The sequence below is a fragment of the Sporolactobacillus sp. PKPK-6 genome, from assembly GCF_056678885.1.
In genome coordinates, this window is the sequence record NZ_JBWXPA010000001.1 from 1,232,992 (window position 1) to 1,251,476 (window position 18,485).

An 18,485-nucleotide genomic window follows, 5' to 3' on the forward strand; every position below is an offset into this window, starting at 1 on the left:
TGTTCAAATTTCACAAATTCTTATCCATATTAAACGTCAGTTTCGACATACTCATGGATTGCGTCGTCAAGTCTTGCAAGAGCGCGCGCGTCTCGCTTAACCCGAGCTCGGCAGTTTCGCTGCTTGCCTCGTTCAGAACATCTACCACATTGTCTTGACTCGTATTTTTTGCCGTTTCGTCGGTCTCAGCGATCTTCCCAAGAAATTTGCTGTACAGATTTTCTTTGTAATCAAGCACCTGCTTGAGAAAAGCATTGTAATGCGGTTCAACGATGACCGGAATCGTTTTATACAGCCAGTACGCCGAATCAAGAGACAGCTTCATCGGCGTAACTTCGTATGATTTCGGCACTGATGTAATGTTCGTATAAAAAGGCACATAAGGACTGAATGTGCCGGCAAGCGACACCCATTGAATGCCCGCGAATGCATCGGGAAGATCAGGACGGATTTGCAAGATATGCGAGTCTTGAGTTCGATTTAATGAAATCGCGCGGAAAGTGGTCCGCTCTGCCTCGCTTCCGCTGCCCAGTGGGTCAAAAGGTGTCTCCTGATAGTGTGAATCCAGGATATACGCAATGTCATCAACACCGATTTTTCTGCTTGCCTTGCGCAGGAATGGCAGATCATTCGACATCGGATCCTGCTCGATTTCCGGATTCAAATATTTTTGACCATACCAGACGCGCGGCGTGTTGTAATGACGGTCAAATACATTTTGCCGTCCGAAAATACTCCGGAAGTTGATCGTGTCAAAGCCGTTATTGAGATGATGCTTTTCAATAAAATCAATCAAATGGGTCGCCAGAAGGAAATTGTCCTTATCATAGGGATCAATTTCTTGAATTGCCGTCTGATTGGCAACCACCGCATAGGAATCATCTGGAATGCGTTGAGCAACCCATTGATGACCGGTTGCAATTTCCATATACCAGACTTCGTCCTTGTCTGAGAACAAGACGCCATTGGACTCGGCAGCACCATATTTTTCAACAATCGCCCCGAGTCTTTGCACACCTTCACGCGCCGAATTGATATACGGCAGCACAACCGTGACCATACAATCCTCGGCAATTCCATTTTCAACGAGCGGATCATAGCCCAGCACACGCGGATTGCCGTAAATGCTTTCCGTCGCACTCATGCCGACGTTTTTCTCATTAATCCCCGCATCTTCAAACGTAACATAACGTTCCTCTCGATCGGGAATCGCCGTATAACGATAGCGTTCCTTTGGCAAGGTGATTGTGAAGCGGTTGCTCGGCGACACATAGGTCTCCTCTTTTTCCAGCACTTGATGCGGATGCACCGTGAACTTTTTCGGAACGAGCACTTCATAGCTGTCTCCATTCCGTGCAATCATCGTTGACCCATCGAGTGTCGCGCCCTTGCCGACCAGTACTGTTGTACAGGCCGCGTGTGAATTATTCTGCATTATGCCATCCCTTTATTCACAAATTAAGTTGCAAGTAACTCATAAACTTACTACTATCTTAACTCAATTTTGTTTATGTGGAAATTCACGGCGTTCGCAAGAATCGAGTTCAATTCCGCGGACAATTACAGGTGTTGAAAACACAATCTGTGTATTCGTTTTGCCAAACCGCTGCAGTTCATTAATAAACGAATCAAGCAGTTCCGTGCTCTCGAAAATAACTTTGATCAGCATCGCAAATTCACCGGAAACACAATCGCATTCAAGTACATTAGGAATTTTCTCGATATATTTATAGAATTCGTGTTTATCGCTTGGCTCAACCTTCAAGTTAACATATGCCTTGATGTGATAGCCCATTTTTTTGTAATCAATTAACGTATAATAATTTTTAATGATTCCTTGTTTCTCCATCTGATGAATACGCGCCGATATGGTCGGCGACGAGATGTAACATTCATCCGCCAACGCCTTAATCGACACGCGTGCATTCTGCTGCAGCCGGTTCAGTATTTTGCGATCAATCGCATCCATTGAGGCAGTCTCAGCTCCTTCTTATCACCTTATCCGAATTTATTATATTAGCGAATCAAAAAGAAAGCAAAAATCATAGTCAGATTTTATGACATGTGCTCGTTATTTTGTTAATTTATTTGACACTAAAATTTATTTCGTTAAATTTATTGTTCATGAATTTTTTTATTCAAGGAGTTCACGCGCAGGTATAGTAATCTTGTTCCTTTTCAATTATTTTTAACGTGCAGGATGACATGAATTGGAGGAATGAGTTCGTGAGAAACGAAAAAGATTCGCTCGGTACGAAGCAGGTCCCTGAATTCGCCTATTATGGTATTCACTCACTGCGGGCAAGGGAAAATTTTGATGTAACATCAGAAAAGCTTGATGTCGAACTAATCAATGGACTGGCACAAATCAAAAAGGCAGCTGCATTCGTTAATTATGAAGATGGGAAACTAACCAAGGAAAAGAAAGATGCGATCACACGTGCTTGCGATGAAATTTTGGATCGGCAATTTGACGCTCATTTTATTGTCCCGCCGATTCAAGGAAGTGCGGGAACGTCCATTAATATGAATGCAAATGAAGTCATCGCTAATCGGGCGATTGAATGGTTGGGCGGACGTAAGGGAGATTACTGCCTCGTCCATCCGAACGATGATGTGAATAAATCCCAGTCGACAAATGATGTGTTCCCATCCGCAAGCAAGCTGGCACTTCTGCAACTGACCCATCTGCTTTCTTTGGAAATTGAGGATCTGCTGAGCAGCCTGCTCCGCAAAGCGGATGCTTTAGAACAGGTTATAAAACTTGGGCGGACACAATTGCAAGATGCCCTGCCGACCACGGTTGGCAGCACATTTAAGGCGTTTGCCGCAGCTATTGGACGCCATTTATCGGAATTCACACGTAGCCGAGAAGCTTTAAAAGCGTTGAACCTTGGCGGCACAGCAATCGGCACTTCCGTCAACGCCACCGCCTATTATGTTGATCATATTGTTCCTAAGTTGAGTCAGCTTTTAGATGAAGACTTGCGTCAAGCAGATAATCTGATCGATGCGACTCAAAATGTCGACGCATTCGTCCAGCTCTCTCATAGCTATAAACTGCTCTCCATAACTCTGTCAAAAATGGCGAATGACCTGCGTCTGCTTTCGAGCGGTCCCCAGTTCGGATTCAATGAACTGAGTCTGCCGAAAAAACAAGCCGGTTCATCCATCATGCCTGGCAAAGTGAATCCGGTCATTCCTGAACTCGTCAATCAAGTGGCATTCCAAGTCATCGGTTACGACACAACCATTACCATGGCATCCGAAGCCGGTCAGCTGGAGCTCAATGCATTTGAACCGATTATCGTTCGCAATCTGATTGTTTCGACACATTTGCTGCAAAAAACGCTGCACACATTCCGAGTCAACTGCATCGACGGCATTCAAGCGAATGAAGCAAAGTGCCTGAGTCAAGCGGAAAACTGTTCTGTTTTAGCAACTGCACTTGTTCCTTTTATTGGATACAACAAAACATGTGAGCTAGTGAACCAATCAATCCAAACCGGAATGCCCATTAAAACACTTGTCCACGAAATACCGTTTGCTCCTGCAACCGCAGCGGAATTGCTCAACCCTAAAAATCTTGTTCATTTATACGATCAACATGTGATGGTTGATTAATTGTTTATCTTGTACCTGTGATTACGCCTGTCTTGAAATTAAGGACAGGAATTCTTGCTGAGCACTGTCGCGAATTCACATAAAAAAATAATGGAACATGTGCAAAACTGGTAGGATTTACAAATTATTTTTTTACAGCAAAAAGACCTTCAGTCCAATATGATCTACTAACTGATCATACTGCCAAAGGTCCTTTTTTGATTCGAAACTTTAAGACTCAGCCATGCGTGCTGCGCAGAAGCTCGGTTTCATCCCAAAGAATTTCATGACCTTCAATGACCACTCCGAACTCGGCTTTCGCACGTTCCAGTGAGATATAGTCATCAAGCACATCGGCAAGAACTCTCTTTGGATCCCGTTCGAAGGGATCACCGTAACCGCCGCCGCATGGACCGACAATTTCCAACGTTTCACCCGGATGTGTTTTCTTGTATGGCACTTTAGACGGAAGCGACGTTTCGCTCCCCTCATTGTTTCTGAAAATCAGTTTGCTCGGCGTTCCGTCATAGCCGCCGTTAAAGCCCCAAGGTGCATATTTCTGACCTTCGCCTTCAACGGAAAAACCGCCTTCATCTGTAAATTCAATATCACGAATCGGACCGACTCCGCCGCGATATTTTCCGGATGCTGCAGCATCATCTGGAAATTCATATCGCGTAACACTCAATGGTTGATGCGATTCAATATCTTCGATTGGATTATTCCGCGTGTTGGCATACAGCACATCAATTGCGTCCATGCCGTCTTTTCCGTATCGACCTCCGGAGCTCCCCGCCATAATATCCATATATACCCAATATTTTTTATCAATCATGCCGCTGTAAGCGACCATGTACAAGTTTCCGATCCCGGCACATATTTGATCCGGTACCGCCTGGCCAAGCGCATGCATAATCGTATCTGCAAGCGCGTTGCCGGGACAAAATCGGGAAATCGTCGGTGCCGGATAGGTTGGATTGACAAGTGTTCCTTCAGGCGCAATAATCTTGATCGGCTTGATTAGTCCGGCATTTTGCGGAATGTAGCCGAATTTCTTCGAATCAAGCAAAATCGTTCGAATCGTCAGGTATACCGCCATGTCCGTTGTTCCAGGGAAAGGCATATTGATCGGCCGATCATCCACTTGATCAGAGGTACCAGTCAAGTCAACAATCATGTCATCGCCTTTAACTGTAAGATTTACATCGAATTTCAAATCTTTACGCTTTGGATCCTCGCTGTCCAGATAGCCATCAATATATCCAACTGAGTGATAGGTACCATCGGGAATCTTTGCGATTTCATGACGCAGGACGCGTTCGGAATAATCGATCATGTAGTCGCGCGCGGCACGAACCGTTTCCAAACCGAATTTTTCGACCAATTCGAGATAACGCTGAGCACCGATTCGACAGGTCGCAATCTGTGCTTCCATATCGCCGACCACCATATCTGTAGCACGCACATTGTCACGAATCATGCGCCAAACCATATCAACGGGCTTGCCTTCTTCGTACACCTTTATTGCCTTAAATTGAAGGCCCTCTGCAAAGCAATCGACCGCATCAATAATACCGATCGATCCAGGAGACAGCGCACCCAAGTCCAGCTGGTGTGCGGTGGAACAAGAGAACCCAATCAACTCATCTTTGTAGTAGACGGGCACAAAAAAACCACAGTCCGGTTGATGCGTCGCACCATAAAATGATGAATTGTGCAAAATAACATCACCTGGTTTGAAATCATAGCCCCTCTCCGCCATGATTTCCCGGATTCCTTGAAGATACCCGGGGATCGGTCCGGATTGCAGCGGTGTACTGTTCACGGATTCGCACAGCTGCTGACCATTTTCATCAAGAAGCGCACAGCCGAAATCATTGGATTCACGAATAATGCTGGAATAGGACATTCGGGCAAGCTTATGCCCCATTTCAATCGCAATATTCTTGAGTGCCCCGCTTAGAACTTGAGCAGTAATCGGATCGATCGCTTTCTTTGTATCTACCATTACGCCTCGCCTCCTATTTTCACAATGATGCTTCCGTTTGACCGCATCGTTGCTGTACAATCCGGCGGAATAACCGATGTGGTATCCTTTTGAAGAATAATACAAGGCCCGGTAATTACGTCGCCGATCGGTAGTTTGCTCTTCATATAGTGTGGCGTGTCGAAAGGCTTTAATTCGCCATCTGCACGGAACCATGCCGAAGCGACTTTGACCAGTGCTTCGTCAAGCGAGTGGCTGCCTGCAGCAAAATCCGGATCACCGATTTTCGGCATTTCACCAATCCCAGTCACGCGCATATTGACTATTTCAATTGGCGCATTTAAAAATGAATGACCATATTCGCGTTTGTGTACCGTATGAAAGGTATCCCAAATATCCGACGCATTGCTCTCGTCAATTAGGCCGGATTCAACAGGAATTCGCAATTCATAGCCCTGCCCGACATAGCGGCAGTCAAAGAAGCGTAAAAGGGAGATATGATTCGAATCAAATCCAGCTTCGATCAACTGAGCCGTAATCTCTTCTTCGAGACTCGTAAAACGCTGATTCAAATAATCCAGGTCAACCTTATCACTTGCCATGAAAATAGTTTGAACCGCGTCATATTTCAAATCGGTTGTCAGCAGCCCCGTTGCCGAGGTAATACCTGGATAAGGCGGAATGATTACTTCCGGTATATCCAAAATTTTCGCGACCTCGATCGAGCACATCGGTCCGCCACCGCCTAAGGCTGCTAAACTAAAACCACGCGGATCAAAGCCTTTCTGAATCGTTCGTGAACGAATAGCATTTGCCATATTATTATTTACGATTGTTAAGATTCCTTCAGCTGTTTCATAGAGTCCAAGCCCAAGTTCTGATGCTAGATTTTGAACAGCCTGAACTGCTTTTTCCGGGTAGATTTCCATCTCACCATCAAGGAAATGATCCGAATCCAGTCTGCCAAGCACCAAAGTAGCATCGGTCACGGTCGGCAGTTCCCCGCCGCGTCCGTAGCATGCAGGGCCGGGATAGGAGCCTGCACTTTGCGGTCCGACCTTGAATGCGCCACCGGCATCAACATAAGCAATACTTCCGCCGCCGGCGCCGATGGTGTAGATATCAATCATGGGAACTTGAACCGGATAGCCGGCAATTTGCGTATCGCCTGCCGAAGATTCTGCAAAGCCACGTTCAGTCACGATTCCGATATCTGCACTTGTTCCGCCGACATCAAAGGTAATTAATCGTTCATGATGGGATAACTTTCCTGCCCATTGTCCGCCAAGAACACCTGCAGCCGGTCCTGACAACAGTGTCATCACTGGTTTTTGCGAAACGGTGGCAGAATTAGCGACACCGCCATTAGATGTCATAATCAGCAAATCACAAGAGATTCCCGCATCATTTAAACGTGATTCAAGGCTTTGGATATAGCCCTTCATCTTCGGCCCGACAAATCCATTCATACTAGCCGTCGCGAACCGTTCAAATTCGCGAAATTGCGGTGAGACATCGGCTGAAGTCGTGACATAGAACTCTGGAAACTTTTCGCTGATGATCTCTTTTACGCGTTCCTCATGAGTTGAGTCAAGATAAGAAAAGAGAAACCCGACAACTACAGATTCAACGCCCTCCTGCTTAAATTCATCAAGAATCTTCACCACTGCTTCTTCATCAAGCGGCACCTTCTCATACGCTTTGCCATCGAGAACACCGACACGTTCAGACACTGTCTTTCGGTAACGCCGTTCCACCATTGTACGGTCCTGCCACGGAATTTCCTGCGTGATCGAATAGTTTTCCGGGCGCTGATGACGCCCAATTTGCAAAACATCCCGGTAGCCTTCTGTCGTAATCAACGCTGTTTTTGCTCCCTTATGCTCCAAAGCTGCGTTGGTTGCAATCGTCGTTCCATGAAAAACATGGTCCACACTGCCCCGATCAATTCCATACCGGCTGCACAGTTCTGAAATTCCGTTAACCATGCCGACCGATGGATCATTTGTGGTTGTCGGTGTCTTATGAATACGTGAAACGCCGGTATCCGTATCGGTATAAATAACATCAGTAAACGTACCGCCAATGTCTACTCCTATTAATTTCATACGTACTCAGCCTCCATCCGCTATTGCAAACTTGATTCCATGAGCTCTCCGGTTCGGCAGCTTGAGTTCTTTTTCTCCTCAGCAAGAGCACTGCCTAAGATTCAGGATCCAGTCATGGATTGCTTCAATCGCTGTGCAAAAAGCACATTAGTCATATATCTCCGTGCATCTGCTGTTAGCAGATGCACCGTTGCAGAATGATCATCGCCCGTACCGCCTAATCGATGCAAAGTTACATAAGCACCGTTGAGGTTCTCAATAATCTTTACAATATGGAAATTGCTCTGCAGCAATTCGTCTATTTTTCTTTTTTCTTCTAAAAAAGACCGATACTCGTGCATGGCTTACCCCCCAAACATGCTGATCATCCGCTGACGTTCATTCCATGTCATTGAAACCTCGCTTGGCTTGTCAATCATCGTAATTGCGCCTTCCGCTGGACAGACAATCGAGCAGAGATTGCAGCCGACACAGTCTTCCTCGCGAACACTAAGTGCTCGCTTGCCGTCCGCATCCGTGAAAAATTCAATACATTGATGCGCTGCATCCTCACATGCGATATGACATTTGTTGCAATGAATACAATAATCTTGATTAATGTGGGCAACGACTTTATGATTCAGATCGAGATCACCCCATTTCAAGTATTTCGGAACGGATTGACCAACCAGATCCATTACAGAAGCAAGGCCCTTTTCATCCAGATAATTGTTCAGTCCATCAATCATATCTTCCACGATTCGAAACCCATGGTGCATCGCTGCAGTGCACACTTGAACGCTGGACGCTCCCATCAGCATGAATTCGGCAGCATCCTTCCAATTTTCAATTCCTCCGATTCCAGAGATCGGAATGGGAATATCTGCTTCACGTGCACATTCAGCAACCATGCTCAGTGCAATTGGTTTAACAGCCGGGCCGCAATAACCGCCATGTGTGCCCTTGCCTGCCACATTGGGAATAGTGTTCCAACTATCCAGATCAACACCCATTAAACTATTAATGGTGTTAATCATACTGATCGCATCCGCACCGCCTTGTGCCGCCGCAAATGCCGTGGCCGTAATGTCTGTGATATTCGGCGTCAGCTTCACAATAACCGGAGTCTCGGCAGCTTCTTTTACCCAATAGGTCTGCTTTTCAACCAATTCCGGAACCTGTCCGGATGCAGAGCCCATTCCGCGTTCAGCCATACCATGAGGACATCCAAAATTAAGTTCCAGACCATCAACTCCGGCATCTTCAACCCGCTGGACAATTTCGTGCCATTTTTCTTGCTTTGGTTCGACCATCAATGAAGCAATGATCGCATGATCCGGATAGTTTCGTTTCGTTTCTCTGATTTCACGCAAGTTGACTTCAAGCGGTCGATCGGTAATCAACTCAATATTGTTAAAACCCGCCACTCGTTGTCCGCCGTAATTTAAACCTGAGAAGCGTGAGGTGACGTTGATGACCGGATCACCAAGAGTTTTCCAGACCGCGCCGCCCCATCCCGCATCGAACGCACGCTGAACTTGATAACCTGTGTTCGTTGGCGGCCCGGAAGCGAGCCAAAATGGATTTTTCGACTTAATGCCTGCAAAATCAATCTGCAAATCCGCCATAAAATCACCCCTTATCTTAAATTTTGCTGAGCATTTGCTCGTGAATCGCATGTGCCGTCCGTTTTCCCTGCTCAGCAGCAGCAACCACCATGGCTTCACCTTTTCCGTTGCCGAAAATGACATCACCTGCAGCGAACACCTTTGGATTCGATGTTTGAAACGTTTCGGGATTAACCGTCACAACGCCGTGAGAGTGAGCTAATCCGAACGCATCAATGAGTGATGCGTAGCGATTTTGGCCGATGGCCTTCACAATCACATCCGCATCCATAATAAAATCCGAATTTTCAATCTCTATTGGCCGATGACGTCCGCTTGCATCTTCATCACCTAGCTTCATCTGCACGCATTCAAGCTTCGCAGCATGACCATGTCCGTTACTTATAATCTTTTTCGGTTGCGTCAGCCAGCAAAATTCAATTCCATCCTCTTTAGCAAATCGAAATTCAAAAGGATAGGCGGTCATTTCTGCCTCAGAGCGCCGGTAAACAATTTGTACGCGTGCAGCCCCCAGCCGTTTCAAGCAGGTCGCTGCGTCAATCGCTGTATTCCCCGCACCAACAACAACTGCCTTTTTACCGATAAATTGACGTGTAGGTTGACTGTCCTTCACTTGCTCAATGAGCTTAATAGCATCATAGACCCCATCCAGCTCTTCACCTGGTATTTCGAGTGATGGAACATTCGCCATGCCTATTGCAAGAATGACAGCATCGGATTCATCCATGATCGATTGAACGGACACGTCCTTGCCAACTTCACAATTTGTTTGAATCGACACACCGAGCCTTTCGATCTGTTCCACTTCCCAAAGTGCTACCTTCTGCGGCAGACGGAAAGGAACAATGCCGTAAGTATCCAAGCCTCCTGCTTTTTCATGCTTCTCATAAATGGTGACTTGATAACCGAATCGAGCCAACTCTCGTGCCGACGACAGTCCTGCCGGGCCTCCTCCGATGATTGCAATTTTTTTGCCGTTCGGCTCGCCTGCCTCAAACAATTGTGGGTTATTCTTCATTGCCCAATTTGTTGTGTGCCGCTGCAAATCACCAATCATGATCGGCAGCGATGCATCATTAAGCACACAGGCACCTTCGCATAATTCTTCAGTCGGGCATACTCGCGCACATGTTGCGCCCATCGGATTAGCATCCATAATGACACGTGCCGAGCCTTTCATATTGCCTGTTGTAATTTTCTTAATGAAGAGCGGAACGTCTATGTTTGTCGGGCATGCCTTAGTGCAAGGAGCATCGAAACAGAACAGGCAGCGATTCGCTTCCTCCATGACTTCTTTCGGTTTCAGGTCAGGTTTCACTTCATCAAAGATCTTCCAAAAAACAGCTGTATCAGGCGAATCCATTGCGACAACCGCCTCCATTAAAGTTCATTGTCTTCCAGCTGACTCGTGACTTTATACAATCACACGTTCTCAGGTCCTTGTTTAATCATGTTTCCTGCGATATCCTTCGAGTCACTTGGCGAATCCATAATTACCGTGATTGCCGCGTACTCTGCGTCAGTCAGACGACTTGAATCATTTTTCATTAAGTATCCATAGACACACCCTGAAACAACGAGACCGATCGTCCAGGCATTATCCCACAAGAAGTGCAAACCTGGTACAAAAAGTCCGAGAACTGAGACCACAATACCAATCAAGAATGCATAAATACTTTTCATATTGAAACCTGAAGCATAGCTGTAACGGCCCGTAGGTGAATACAGCTCCGTTAATGAAAGCTTGCGCTGGCGGACGATCCAGTAATCAGCAATGGCGATGCCGTCAATAGGTCCGAGTAATGCTCCGTAACCACCAAGGAATACGAAAATATAATTAGAAATATTGCCCACCAGGTACCACGGCTGCATTGCTAGTGCAAGGAGTCCGGTCAATACGGCACCACCTGCAAAAGTGATCTTCCGAGGCCATAGATTCTCCGCAGCACGTGCCGGCGCGACAACATTTGCAGCAACGTTTGTTGTTAAAGCAGCCAAAATAATGCCTACAGTACCAATCAAGATAATAAATGGAGGAAAATGCGACATCAAAGCAGCCGGATCCCAAATTGCCTGACCGAAAATAACCACAGTAGCAGAAGTTACTGCAACGCCGATAAAAGCAAACAGTCCCATCGTTCCCGGAAGAGCAATTGACTGCCCGACGACCTGTGCTTTCTGACTCTTGGCATAGCGACCAAAATCAGGAATATTGAGTGCAAGGGTTGCCCAGAAAGCAATCACGCCCGTTAAGGATGGGAAGAAAATCGTGAAAAACTGTCCTGCTGATGTAAATTTAGAAGGTGCAGACAACATCGGACCGAATCCACCGGCAGCGACGATTGCCCAAATCAATAAAGCAAGACCAAGAACAATAAGTACCGGAGCCGCCCAGGCCTCCATTTTTCGAATTGATTCCGGGCCACGATAAGCGACAATAACATTTAATGCCCAAAAAGCGAAAAACGAGATGAATAAGTGACCCCCGACATTTTCCCAACCGGTCATTGACACAAGCAGCGTGTCAATGGCGGCACCACCATACCAACAGTTGATGCCGAACCAAGCAGCAGCAACGATCGCACGTGCAATTGCCGGAATATGTGCCCCTTTGGAACCAAACCACAACCGTGCGAACACAGGATATGGAATTCCGAATTTCGTTCCCGCATGAGTATTTAACAAGATTGGGACAAGCACAATCAGATTTCCTAAAATGATCGTGACGATTGCCTGCCACCAGTTCATACCAAGCGCAATTAGCCCAGAAGACATCGTATAAGTCGGTATACAGATACACATTCCAATCCAAAGACTTGAAAAATTATACGCCGTCCAATGATGCTCTTCCTTTGTCGTCGGACGCAGGTCTTCATTCAGCATGTGGCTGTCTTTTAGACTATCAGCTGCTTCGCTGGTAAGAGTAACAATTCCGTCTTGTTCAACTTGAGTTTTCATCATATGAATGCCTCCCTAATTTGAGTGAAGTTGCAGACTAACCATCAAAAGGACCCGTCACATCAATAAAAACTTTCCTTGTCAAAGGAATATTGTTATTTTTTAAAAGCTGAATAAAAAAAGAATCAGTGCGAAATCATTAGCCCATAATTATGGAAAGTACAGTATCTAAAGCCACATTCACCCCCTTTGCGCAATCTTCATAGGAAGTTAATTCCTCTTCGCAATGGCTTTTGCCATGAACACTCGGTACGAAAATCATGGCTGTTGGAACGGAATCAGCGATGTATTGCGCATCATGTCCGGCACCGCTGTACATTCTTTTGTAGGAATAGCCCAACTCCTTTGCGGAACACTCCAGCTGATCGCAGATCTTGTGATCGAATGCTACCGTCTCCCGCCCCCATAATTTTTTTGCCTTGATTGAGCAGCCGCCGATTGAATCAGGCAATTCATTGATTGCTTGAACCACTTGTGCCACTACGTCCGGATCCTTGTGCCGGGCTTCCAGCGTGAATGTGACCCGATTTGGAATGACCGTATGAATGTTTGGCGAGACAAGCATCCGCCCCATCGTGTAAACAAGATCCGAATCCAGCCTGCTGAGTTTCTTGCGAAGCAATGTAATAACATCCGTCGCCGCAAACAGTGCATCCTTGCGCATGCTCATCGGCGTCGTCCCGGCATGATCAGATTCACCGCATACCTCAATTTCTTCATTCACCATACCGACGACGCCTTCGACAACCCCGATCGTCTTTTCTTCGCTTTCCAGAACAGGACCCTGCTCAATATGCATTTCGAGATAAGCTGATGCCTCTTGCAGTCGATTGCCAGCTTCTCCTTCATAGCCGCTGGCAGCCAGCGCTTCTCCGAACGTCACACCCTTTGAATCAGTACTTTTCAGCATCTTCGATTTGTCGAATTTTCCGGTTATAATTCCGGAACACATCATAGCAGGATCAAAGCGGGCGCCCTCCTCATTTGTGAAATCAACAAGCATGAACGGAATCTTAGGCTTGATATGATGATCATGAAGTGTCCTGGCAACCTCTAATGCTGCGATAACTCCCAGTACACCGTCAAACCGTCCGCCTTTTTTAACAGAATCCAGATGAGAACCCATGACAAGCGGAGGCAGAACCTCGCTTCCTTCCATCGTGGCGTAGATATTGGCCACGTCGTCAACTTTGACAGTCATTCCAAGCTCCTCACAGCATGAAATGAGATAAGTTCGCGCCTCGATATCCTCTTTTGAAAGCGATAAACGCGTCACGCCGTTATGATCCGTACGGCCAAAATCAGCGAACCGCTCAATAGTCTCCTTCAACCGTTCCGCATTGACACGTACCTTTTGTTCCTGCAAGAACGATCACCTCCCGGTAAACAGAATCTTTCACGACAGAACATCATGATGTTTAAATTTCATTTTTCATTGAAAAAAAATATCTTTCATCCCTAGGAAACAACCGATCCTATTTATGGAGTCATCAGCTTCTGATCCGGAAAAAGATACGTGTTCTCAAATGCAGCAAGTGCAGATTCAAACAGATCCATTGCTTCATTAATTTGTTGTTCCGTAATGATCAGTGGCGGCGCGATCATGACACTGGACTCATGAGAATAAGTATAGAAGCCTTGTTCCAAAAGTAGACCAACAAATTTTTTCATCAGGCCAACCGTATCCTTACCATAATCCATTCCGTAAGCAATGATCGGCTCTTTCGTCCGCTTGTCCTTAACAAGTTCTACTGCTGCAAATAAGCCGATATGCCGAACATCACCGACCGAGGCAAAACGCGCCTTAAGCTGCTCCAACCGTTCCGCAAGCACATCCCCCATTGCTGCCGCATGCTCAACCAAATGCTCATTCTTATAAATATCCAGCGTCGCGCAGCCAATCTGAGTGGATACGGTATGCCCGCTATAAGTCAATCCAGTCATCAGCACGTGATCATCAAAATAGTCGGCAATTGCCTGACTGACAATCACACCGCCAAGTGGACTGTAACCGCAAGTGACACCTTTCGCAAACGTCATGATATCCGGTTCGATATCGAAATGCTCAACCGCGAACATTTTTCCCGTACGACCAAAACCTGCCATTACCTCGTCACAAATCATCAAAATTCCGTATTTGGTACACAGCTCGCGAACGCCTTCCATATAACCTTTAGGTGGGATCAGCACCCCGTTGCTCCCTGGGATTGTCTCCATAAAGATTGCGGCAATCGAATCCGGCCCTTCATACAGAATCTGGCTGTTGAGTCTGTCCACGTAAAAAGCTGCTGCCGCTTCCTCGCTGTCAAAATGAATCGATTCACGATAAAGATAAGGTGTCTCGAATTTGATAAACCCCGGCAGCCCAGGTTCAACAGTGAACCTGCGATTTTCACCGGAAAGATTGCCTGCACCAAAGGTGGCTCCATGGTAGGATCGATAGCGGGAGAATATTTTATATCGCCCTGTGACCATGCGTGCAATTTTCACTGCATGATCATTTGAATCAGCACCGGCGTTAGCGAAGAATACTTTCGCCATGTTTTTTGGCGCAACCTCAATAATCTTCCTTGCCAACTCTGCCTTTGAAGCAGTCGCAAATCCGGGCGATGAAAGCGGAATTTCACCAATGTGCTTGAACTCTTCCATCAGCCTCGGATGATTGTGACCAACATTCAGGTAAACGAGCTGCGAACACATGTCGTAATACTTCTTGCCTGTGTCATCCCAGAAGAAGATGCCGTTTGCCTTCTTAATGATCTTAGGATGGACGTCTTTTTGTTTGGACCAAGAATGCAAGACATACAACTGATCGTCTTTCTTGATTTGCCAGTCTTCAATCGGTTCCATAACTCGCCATCTCCAATCAATTTTCTGAATTAATATAATATAATGATATACCTATCAATATTGAATACAATGAACATTCAGCCAAAAAATAATGTGCATCTGCACAAGGCAAATGCACATTTACTTAATCATGTCTTCAATCATAAACGCCAGCTGCAAATTGGTCTTCGCAAATGGATGACAGAGATCCGTACCGAGAATCGACTCGATTTTCTTAACCTTATAGAGGACCGTATTGCGATGGATAAATTCCTTTCGCGCGATCATTGACGTTCGACCGTCTTCCTCAAGAAAGACTCGTAAAAAGTGAACGAGATCCGTTTCATGTAGATGATCATATCGGTAAAGGACACCTAAATAGTTTTGGTAGAAATTTTCAATCAAGCGAGGCTCTTGTACATCCATAATAATACGATATGCCCCTAAATCTTTATATTCATAGATTTGCAGATACGAATGACGCTTCGTGAGCCGGAGTACCAATAATGCTTCTTGATAACTCTTCATGATCTCCTTTAATGGATATTCATTTCCCATGCCAAGATACATTTGGCGTGTACCAAGCTGTGGAGCATATCCATTTCTGATGGTTTTCATAAGGGAGGCAAGAGGCAGGTCTGATCCGCGCATTTGAACAGCAAGGAAGATTAGCTGATTGTCATGACGTATAGACAGCAGCAGCCGATATTTTCGAGAAAGCGTTACTTCAACGATATAGCTAAGCGAGGAGGTAGGTGCCTTTTTAGAATCAAAAGAACAAACAATAATCGAAAATAGTTGATCGGTTTTAATGCCCAGCTGATCAAGTTCTTTATACACATAGGCATAATCGGGAGCGTCATGAAACAAAAGTTCGTTCAGCGTGTGCTTTGAACGGACTTGATTCTGCTCCGCCGAAGCAAGAAATTGAACTGTGATTTTCACAAAATCTGCGACCCGGTATGCCCACGGCATGTCAAAGACCGGAAATTGATGTGCATCTGCAAATTCCAGCACTTGATCCGGAATATGTGGAATGTAAGGACCAACGTTAAGAATCACACCGGATGCCTTATGCTCGTAGACATTTACAATCATCGACATAAGTCTCTGCTCATCTTTTTCCATATTAATGCCTGTCGTCACGAGCAGCTCACCTTCTTTAAAAAAATCGAAAAGGCTGTCGCTCTCCATCACGTTCACACCGGAAATCAAACGATTCATCCCCTCTTTACCGGCGACAACACAAATCGGTTCAAGTTCAGGCAACGCAAATAAATGGTTAAGTGTAATCATCACATAACCTCCTTTGAATCCGAAACAATTAAGAAGATATTCTAATTAAAAAGCAAAGCACCAGATCACATGATTACTCAAAGATTATTGGAAATAAGAAGGGGAAAATGTTCTCAGAGTTATTGAAAAATTTACACATATCAATAGTATCACTATATAACCAACCCATGACTCTGTCCAATATGAAGTAAAGAATACGCCTGCTTTCAAAAGCGATTCTATTGAGAAAAAACATATGAATCATTCATTTTCGCCAAGGTGTAAAAAAGCCCTTCCGGCAATGCATCTGCCAAAAAGGCCCTTGTGAATGAACATTAATGCTTCTTACATCTGATTAATACTTTGGTAACTCAAAACGCAGCGTGTAGCCGGAAAGTTTTCCATAATAATAATTCATGATACGTGCCTGTTTGACGGCCCAACCAATATCAGTCGCATACTGATGCGATGCCGTCTGAGTATTCGCCGGATTCCAGCGCATTTTATAGAGCGTGTCCTGGTGATAGGCTGCACTATTAATATAACTTTGTGCGATAAATTGGGCGCCGCCGAGGATTGCTGCTTCCGGGGTAAACCAGCCTTGTCTTGCCGCAAAATCCGCACCTGCTTGATTTGGATTATCGTCGGTCGCACCAATCCCGAACATGTTATAGACCGTATGCAGCTGACCGTCCGTTCCCGTACCCTGCAGTTGACCAGTGGCTAGTTGAGATGTGCCGTTTCCCGTTTCAAGCAACGCATGCGCGATCAGATAAATTTCATTGATATGTTGATCACTTGCTGCTTGAATGAACGTCGCTGCTTTCCCTGCAAGAATACCTTTTCCATTTAAAATATTGTTATTAATTTCATCAGCATTTACACTGGTTGTCGTTGAGAGATTCAGAAATTGATAGAATTCCGGCGACGTATTCGAAAAACTATTTGGATCGAGCATCGAACGCAAATCGTTCGGTGATGCATTGACCCATCCCATACTTGTACCAATCTGAAACCAAGAATCATTTCCATCTACTGGTTTCACTAAATCATTTGACAGCTGTGCTCCTTGCTTGACTTGCTTGACGATCCACGCGCTCCCATCAGCACCGCCTCGCACATCTGTATTCCCATTTACGGTCCACTGAATACCGTCGAAAGTAAGACTGTCCTTCGGCACATACATCGTATAATGATTATCCGTCTGTGCTGATGCATTGAGTTGGCGGTTTACCGCAACATCAAGTGGATATGGATACTGTGTCGTAAAATAACTGATCTCCGCCGGACGTGTGTTGCTTAAATAAGCCGCCTGAACATATCCGGTCGCATTATCAAATTGAACTTGAGCATATTTTTTGCCCATTCCAGTGATCTGGACTTGATCTCTGAACCGAGCCGTACGCAGTACCGTGTACTTTGTGCTTGCGTGATCGCGAACTTTCAATGTCGGAGAAGTCACAAACGCAGTACGTGCCGCAAACGGAGTCGTCGTCAGGCATTGATTCCGTACATAGCCTGTTATCCCGTTTGCGCTGATCAGTGCGTATTTGTTTCCCTTTCCTATAACAGACACCTGATTGCTCATGCTGAGCACTTGCTTCACTGAATAATGAATACTCGCTTTACTGCGCACTTTCAATGTGTACGCTGTCACATAAGCAGGGTACGCGCCGAACTTGGTTCTACTTATATGTTTTGACTGCACATAACCGGTCGTTCCCTTATAAGAGATGCGAGAATATGAACCATGAATACTCGTCACTTTTACCTTATTTCCCATGTTCAGTGTGCGCAGCACTTTAAATTTTTTACTCGCTTTATTTCGTACCTTCAGTGTATAGGTTTTGACGTAAGCACTGTATGAACTGCTCGCATGAGCTTGTCCGCCTAACGGAATGCCAAAGGACGCAAGCAGCAGCACCACAACCAGTGCACCTGTTACTATTTTTTTCATATGTATTTTCGACTCCCCCCAAATAAACTTTCAATCTTCTGCAGCTTAAACTCTATTTCATCAGGTCCAAAGAACCAAAAATATATAGTTTTAATTTTCTCATAGTAAAGTCCTAGCGTCTATGTATGATTGACAAAAATCAGGAATAAAATGTAAAGTTT

General features: G+C 45.5%; 13 protein-coding genes. 1 reads left to right on the forward strand and 12 read right to left on the reverse strand.

Annotated elements, in window-relative coordinates:
* Positions 1–10: 10 nt before the first annotated feature.
* Both AC1MBV_RS05915 and AC1MBV_RS05920 read right to left on the reverse strand, forming a co-directional pair.
* Positions 11–1,435, reverse strand: a complete 1,425-nt coding sequence (locus tag AC1MBV_RS05915) for a C69 family dipeptidase (RefSeq protein WP_480947811.1) — start codon at positions 1,433–1,435, stop codon at positions 11–13.
* Positions 1,436–1,498: 63 nt separating this feature from the next.
* Positions 1,499–1,969, reverse strand: a complete 471-nt coding sequence (locus AC1MBV_RS05920) for an Lrp/AsnC family transcriptional regulator (RefSeq protein WP_480947812.1) — start codon at positions 1,967–1,969, stop codon at positions 1,499–1,501.
* A gap of 257 nt (positions 1,970–2,226) precedes the next feature.
* On the opposite strand from AC1MBV_RS05920, the gene AC1MBV_RS05925 reads away from it, so the two are divergent.
* On the forward strand, positions 2,227–3,624 hold the full coding sequence (locus AC1MBV_RS05925) for an aspartate ammonia-lyase (protein WP_480947813.1): 1,398 nt from the start codon (positions 2,227–2,229) through the stop codon (positions 3,622–3,624).
* Between the two features lie 217 nt (positions 3,625–3,841).
* Here AC1MBV_RS05925 and AC1MBV_RS05930 read toward each other — a convergent pair whose 3' ends face one another.
* From AC1MBV_RS05930 to AC1MBV_RS05975, 10 genes are all read right to left on the reverse strand, one after another.
* A complete protein-coding gene (locus tag AC1MBV_RS05930) occupies positions 3,842–5,611 on the reverse strand; it encodes a hydantoinase B/oxoprolinase family protein (protein ID WP_480947814.1) in 1,770 nt (589 codons plus the stop codon).
* Positions 5,611–7,698, reverse strand: coding sequence for a hydantoinase/oxoprolinase family protein (locus AC1MBV_RS05935; RefSeq protein ID WP_480947815.1), 2,088 nt, complete (start codon positions 7,696–7,698; stop codon positions 5,611–5,613). The genes AC1MBV_RS05930 and AC1MBV_RS05935 overlap by 1 nt, the downstream gene beginning before the upstream one ends.
* Before the next feature lie 101 nt (positions 7,699–7,799).
* Complete coding sequence (locus AC1MBV_RS05940; RefSeq protein WP_480947816.1) at positions 7,800–8,039, reverse strand: hypothetical protein; 240 nt, start codon at positions 8,037–8,039, stop codon at positions 7,800–7,802.
* Between the two features lie 3 nt (positions 8,040–8,042).
* The gene (preA, locus tag AC1MBV_RS05945; protein WP_480947817.1) at positions 8,043–9,305 is read right to left on the reverse strand and encodes an NAD-dependent dihydropyrimidine dehydrogenase subunit PreA; all 1,263 of its coding nucleotides are present in this window, start codon (positions 9,303–9,305) and stop codon (positions 8,043–8,045) included.
* Positions 9,306–9,321: 16 nt separating this feature from the next.
* On the reverse strand, positions 9,322–10,668 hold the full coding sequence (locus AC1MBV_RS05950) for an NAD(P)-dependent oxidoreductase (protein ID WP_480947818.1): 1,347 nt from the start codon (positions 10,666–10,668) through the stop codon (positions 9,322–9,324).
* 59 nt (positions 10,669–10,727) lie between these two features.
* A complete protein-coding gene (locus AC1MBV_RS05955) occupies positions 10,728–12,263 on the reverse strand; it encodes an NCS1 family nucleobase:cation symporter-1 (protein WP_480948267.1) in 1,536 nt (511 codons plus the stop codon).
* A gap of 139 nt (positions 12,264–12,402) precedes the next feature.
* Positions 12,403–13,629 (reverse strand): allantoate amidohydrolase, encoded by a 1,227-nt coding sequence (locus AC1MBV_RS05960; RefSeq protein WP_480947819.1) that lies wholly within the window; start codon positions 13,627–13,629, stop codon positions 12,403–12,405.
* 113 nt (positions 13,630–13,742) lie between these two features.
* Complete coding sequence (locus AC1MBV_RS05965) at positions 13,743–15,113, reverse strand: aminotransferase class III-fold pyridoxal phosphate-dependent enzyme (protein ID WP_480947820.1); 1,371 nt, start codon at positions 15,111–15,113, stop codon at positions 13,743–13,745.
* A gap of 120 nt (positions 15,114–15,233) precedes the next feature.
* Positions 15,234–16,388, reverse strand: coding sequence for a PucR family transcriptional regulator (locus tag AC1MBV_RS05970; protein WP_480947821.1), 1,155 nt, complete (start codon positions 16,386–16,388; stop codon positions 15,234–15,236).
* 334 nt (positions 16,389–16,722) lie between these two features.
* Positions 16,723–18,324: an SH3 domain-containing protein gene (locus tag AC1MBV_RS05975; RefSeq protein WP_480947822.1), complete on the reverse strand. Its 1,602-nt coding sequence runs from the start codon at positions 18,322–18,324 to the stop codon at positions 16,723–16,725.
* Between the last annotated feature and the right edge of the window lie 161 nt (positions 18,325–18,485).

Bases quoted from the DNA above. Each gene is read 5' to 3' on its own strand.
- AC1MBV_RS05935 (WP_480947815.1), bottom strand. From the start codon at position 7,698: ATGAAATTAATAGGAGTAGACATTGGCGGTACGTTTACTGATGTTATT.
- AC1MBV_RS05920 (WP_480947812.1), bottom strand. From the start codon at position 1,969: ATGGATGCGATTGATCGCAAAATACTGAACCGGCTGCAGCAGAATGCA.
- AC1MBV_RS05915 (WP_480947811.1), bottom strand. From the start codon at position 1,435: ATGCAGAATAATTCACACGCGGCCTGTACAACAGTACTGGTCGGCAAG.
- preA (WP_480947817.1), bottom strand. From the start codon at position 9,305: ATGGCGGATTTGCAGATTGATTTTGCAGGCATTAAGTCGAAAAATCCA.
- AC1MBV_RS05955 (WP_480948267.1), bottom strand. From the start codon at position 12,263: ATGAAAACTCAAGTTGAACAAGACGGAATTGTTACTCTTACCAGCGAA.
- AC1MBV_RS05965 (WP_480947820.1), bottom strand. From the start codon at position 15,113: ATGGAACCGATTGAAGACTGGCAAATCAAGAAAGACGATCAGTTGTAT.
- AC1MBV_RS05970 (WP_480947821.1), bottom strand. From the start codon at position 16,388: ATGATTACACTTAACCATTTATTTGCGTTGCCTGAACTTGAACCGATT.
- AC1MBV_RS05940 (WP_480947816.1), bottom strand. From the start codon at position 8,039: ATGCACGAGTATCGGTCTTTTTTAGAAGAAAAAAGAAAAATAGACGAA.
- AC1MBV_RS05930 (WP_480947814.1), bottom strand. From the start codon at position 5,611: ATGGTAGATACAAAGAAAGCGATCGATCCGATTACTGCTCAAGTTCTA.
- AC1MBV_RS05950 (WP_480947818.1), bottom strand. From the start codon at position 10,668: ATGGATTCGCCTGATACAGCTGTTTTTTGGAAGATCTTTGATGAAGTG.
- AC1MBV_RS05975 (WP_480947822.1), bottom strand. From the start codon at position 18,324: ATGAAAAAAATAGTAACAGGTGCACTGGTTGTGGTGCTGCTGCTTGCG.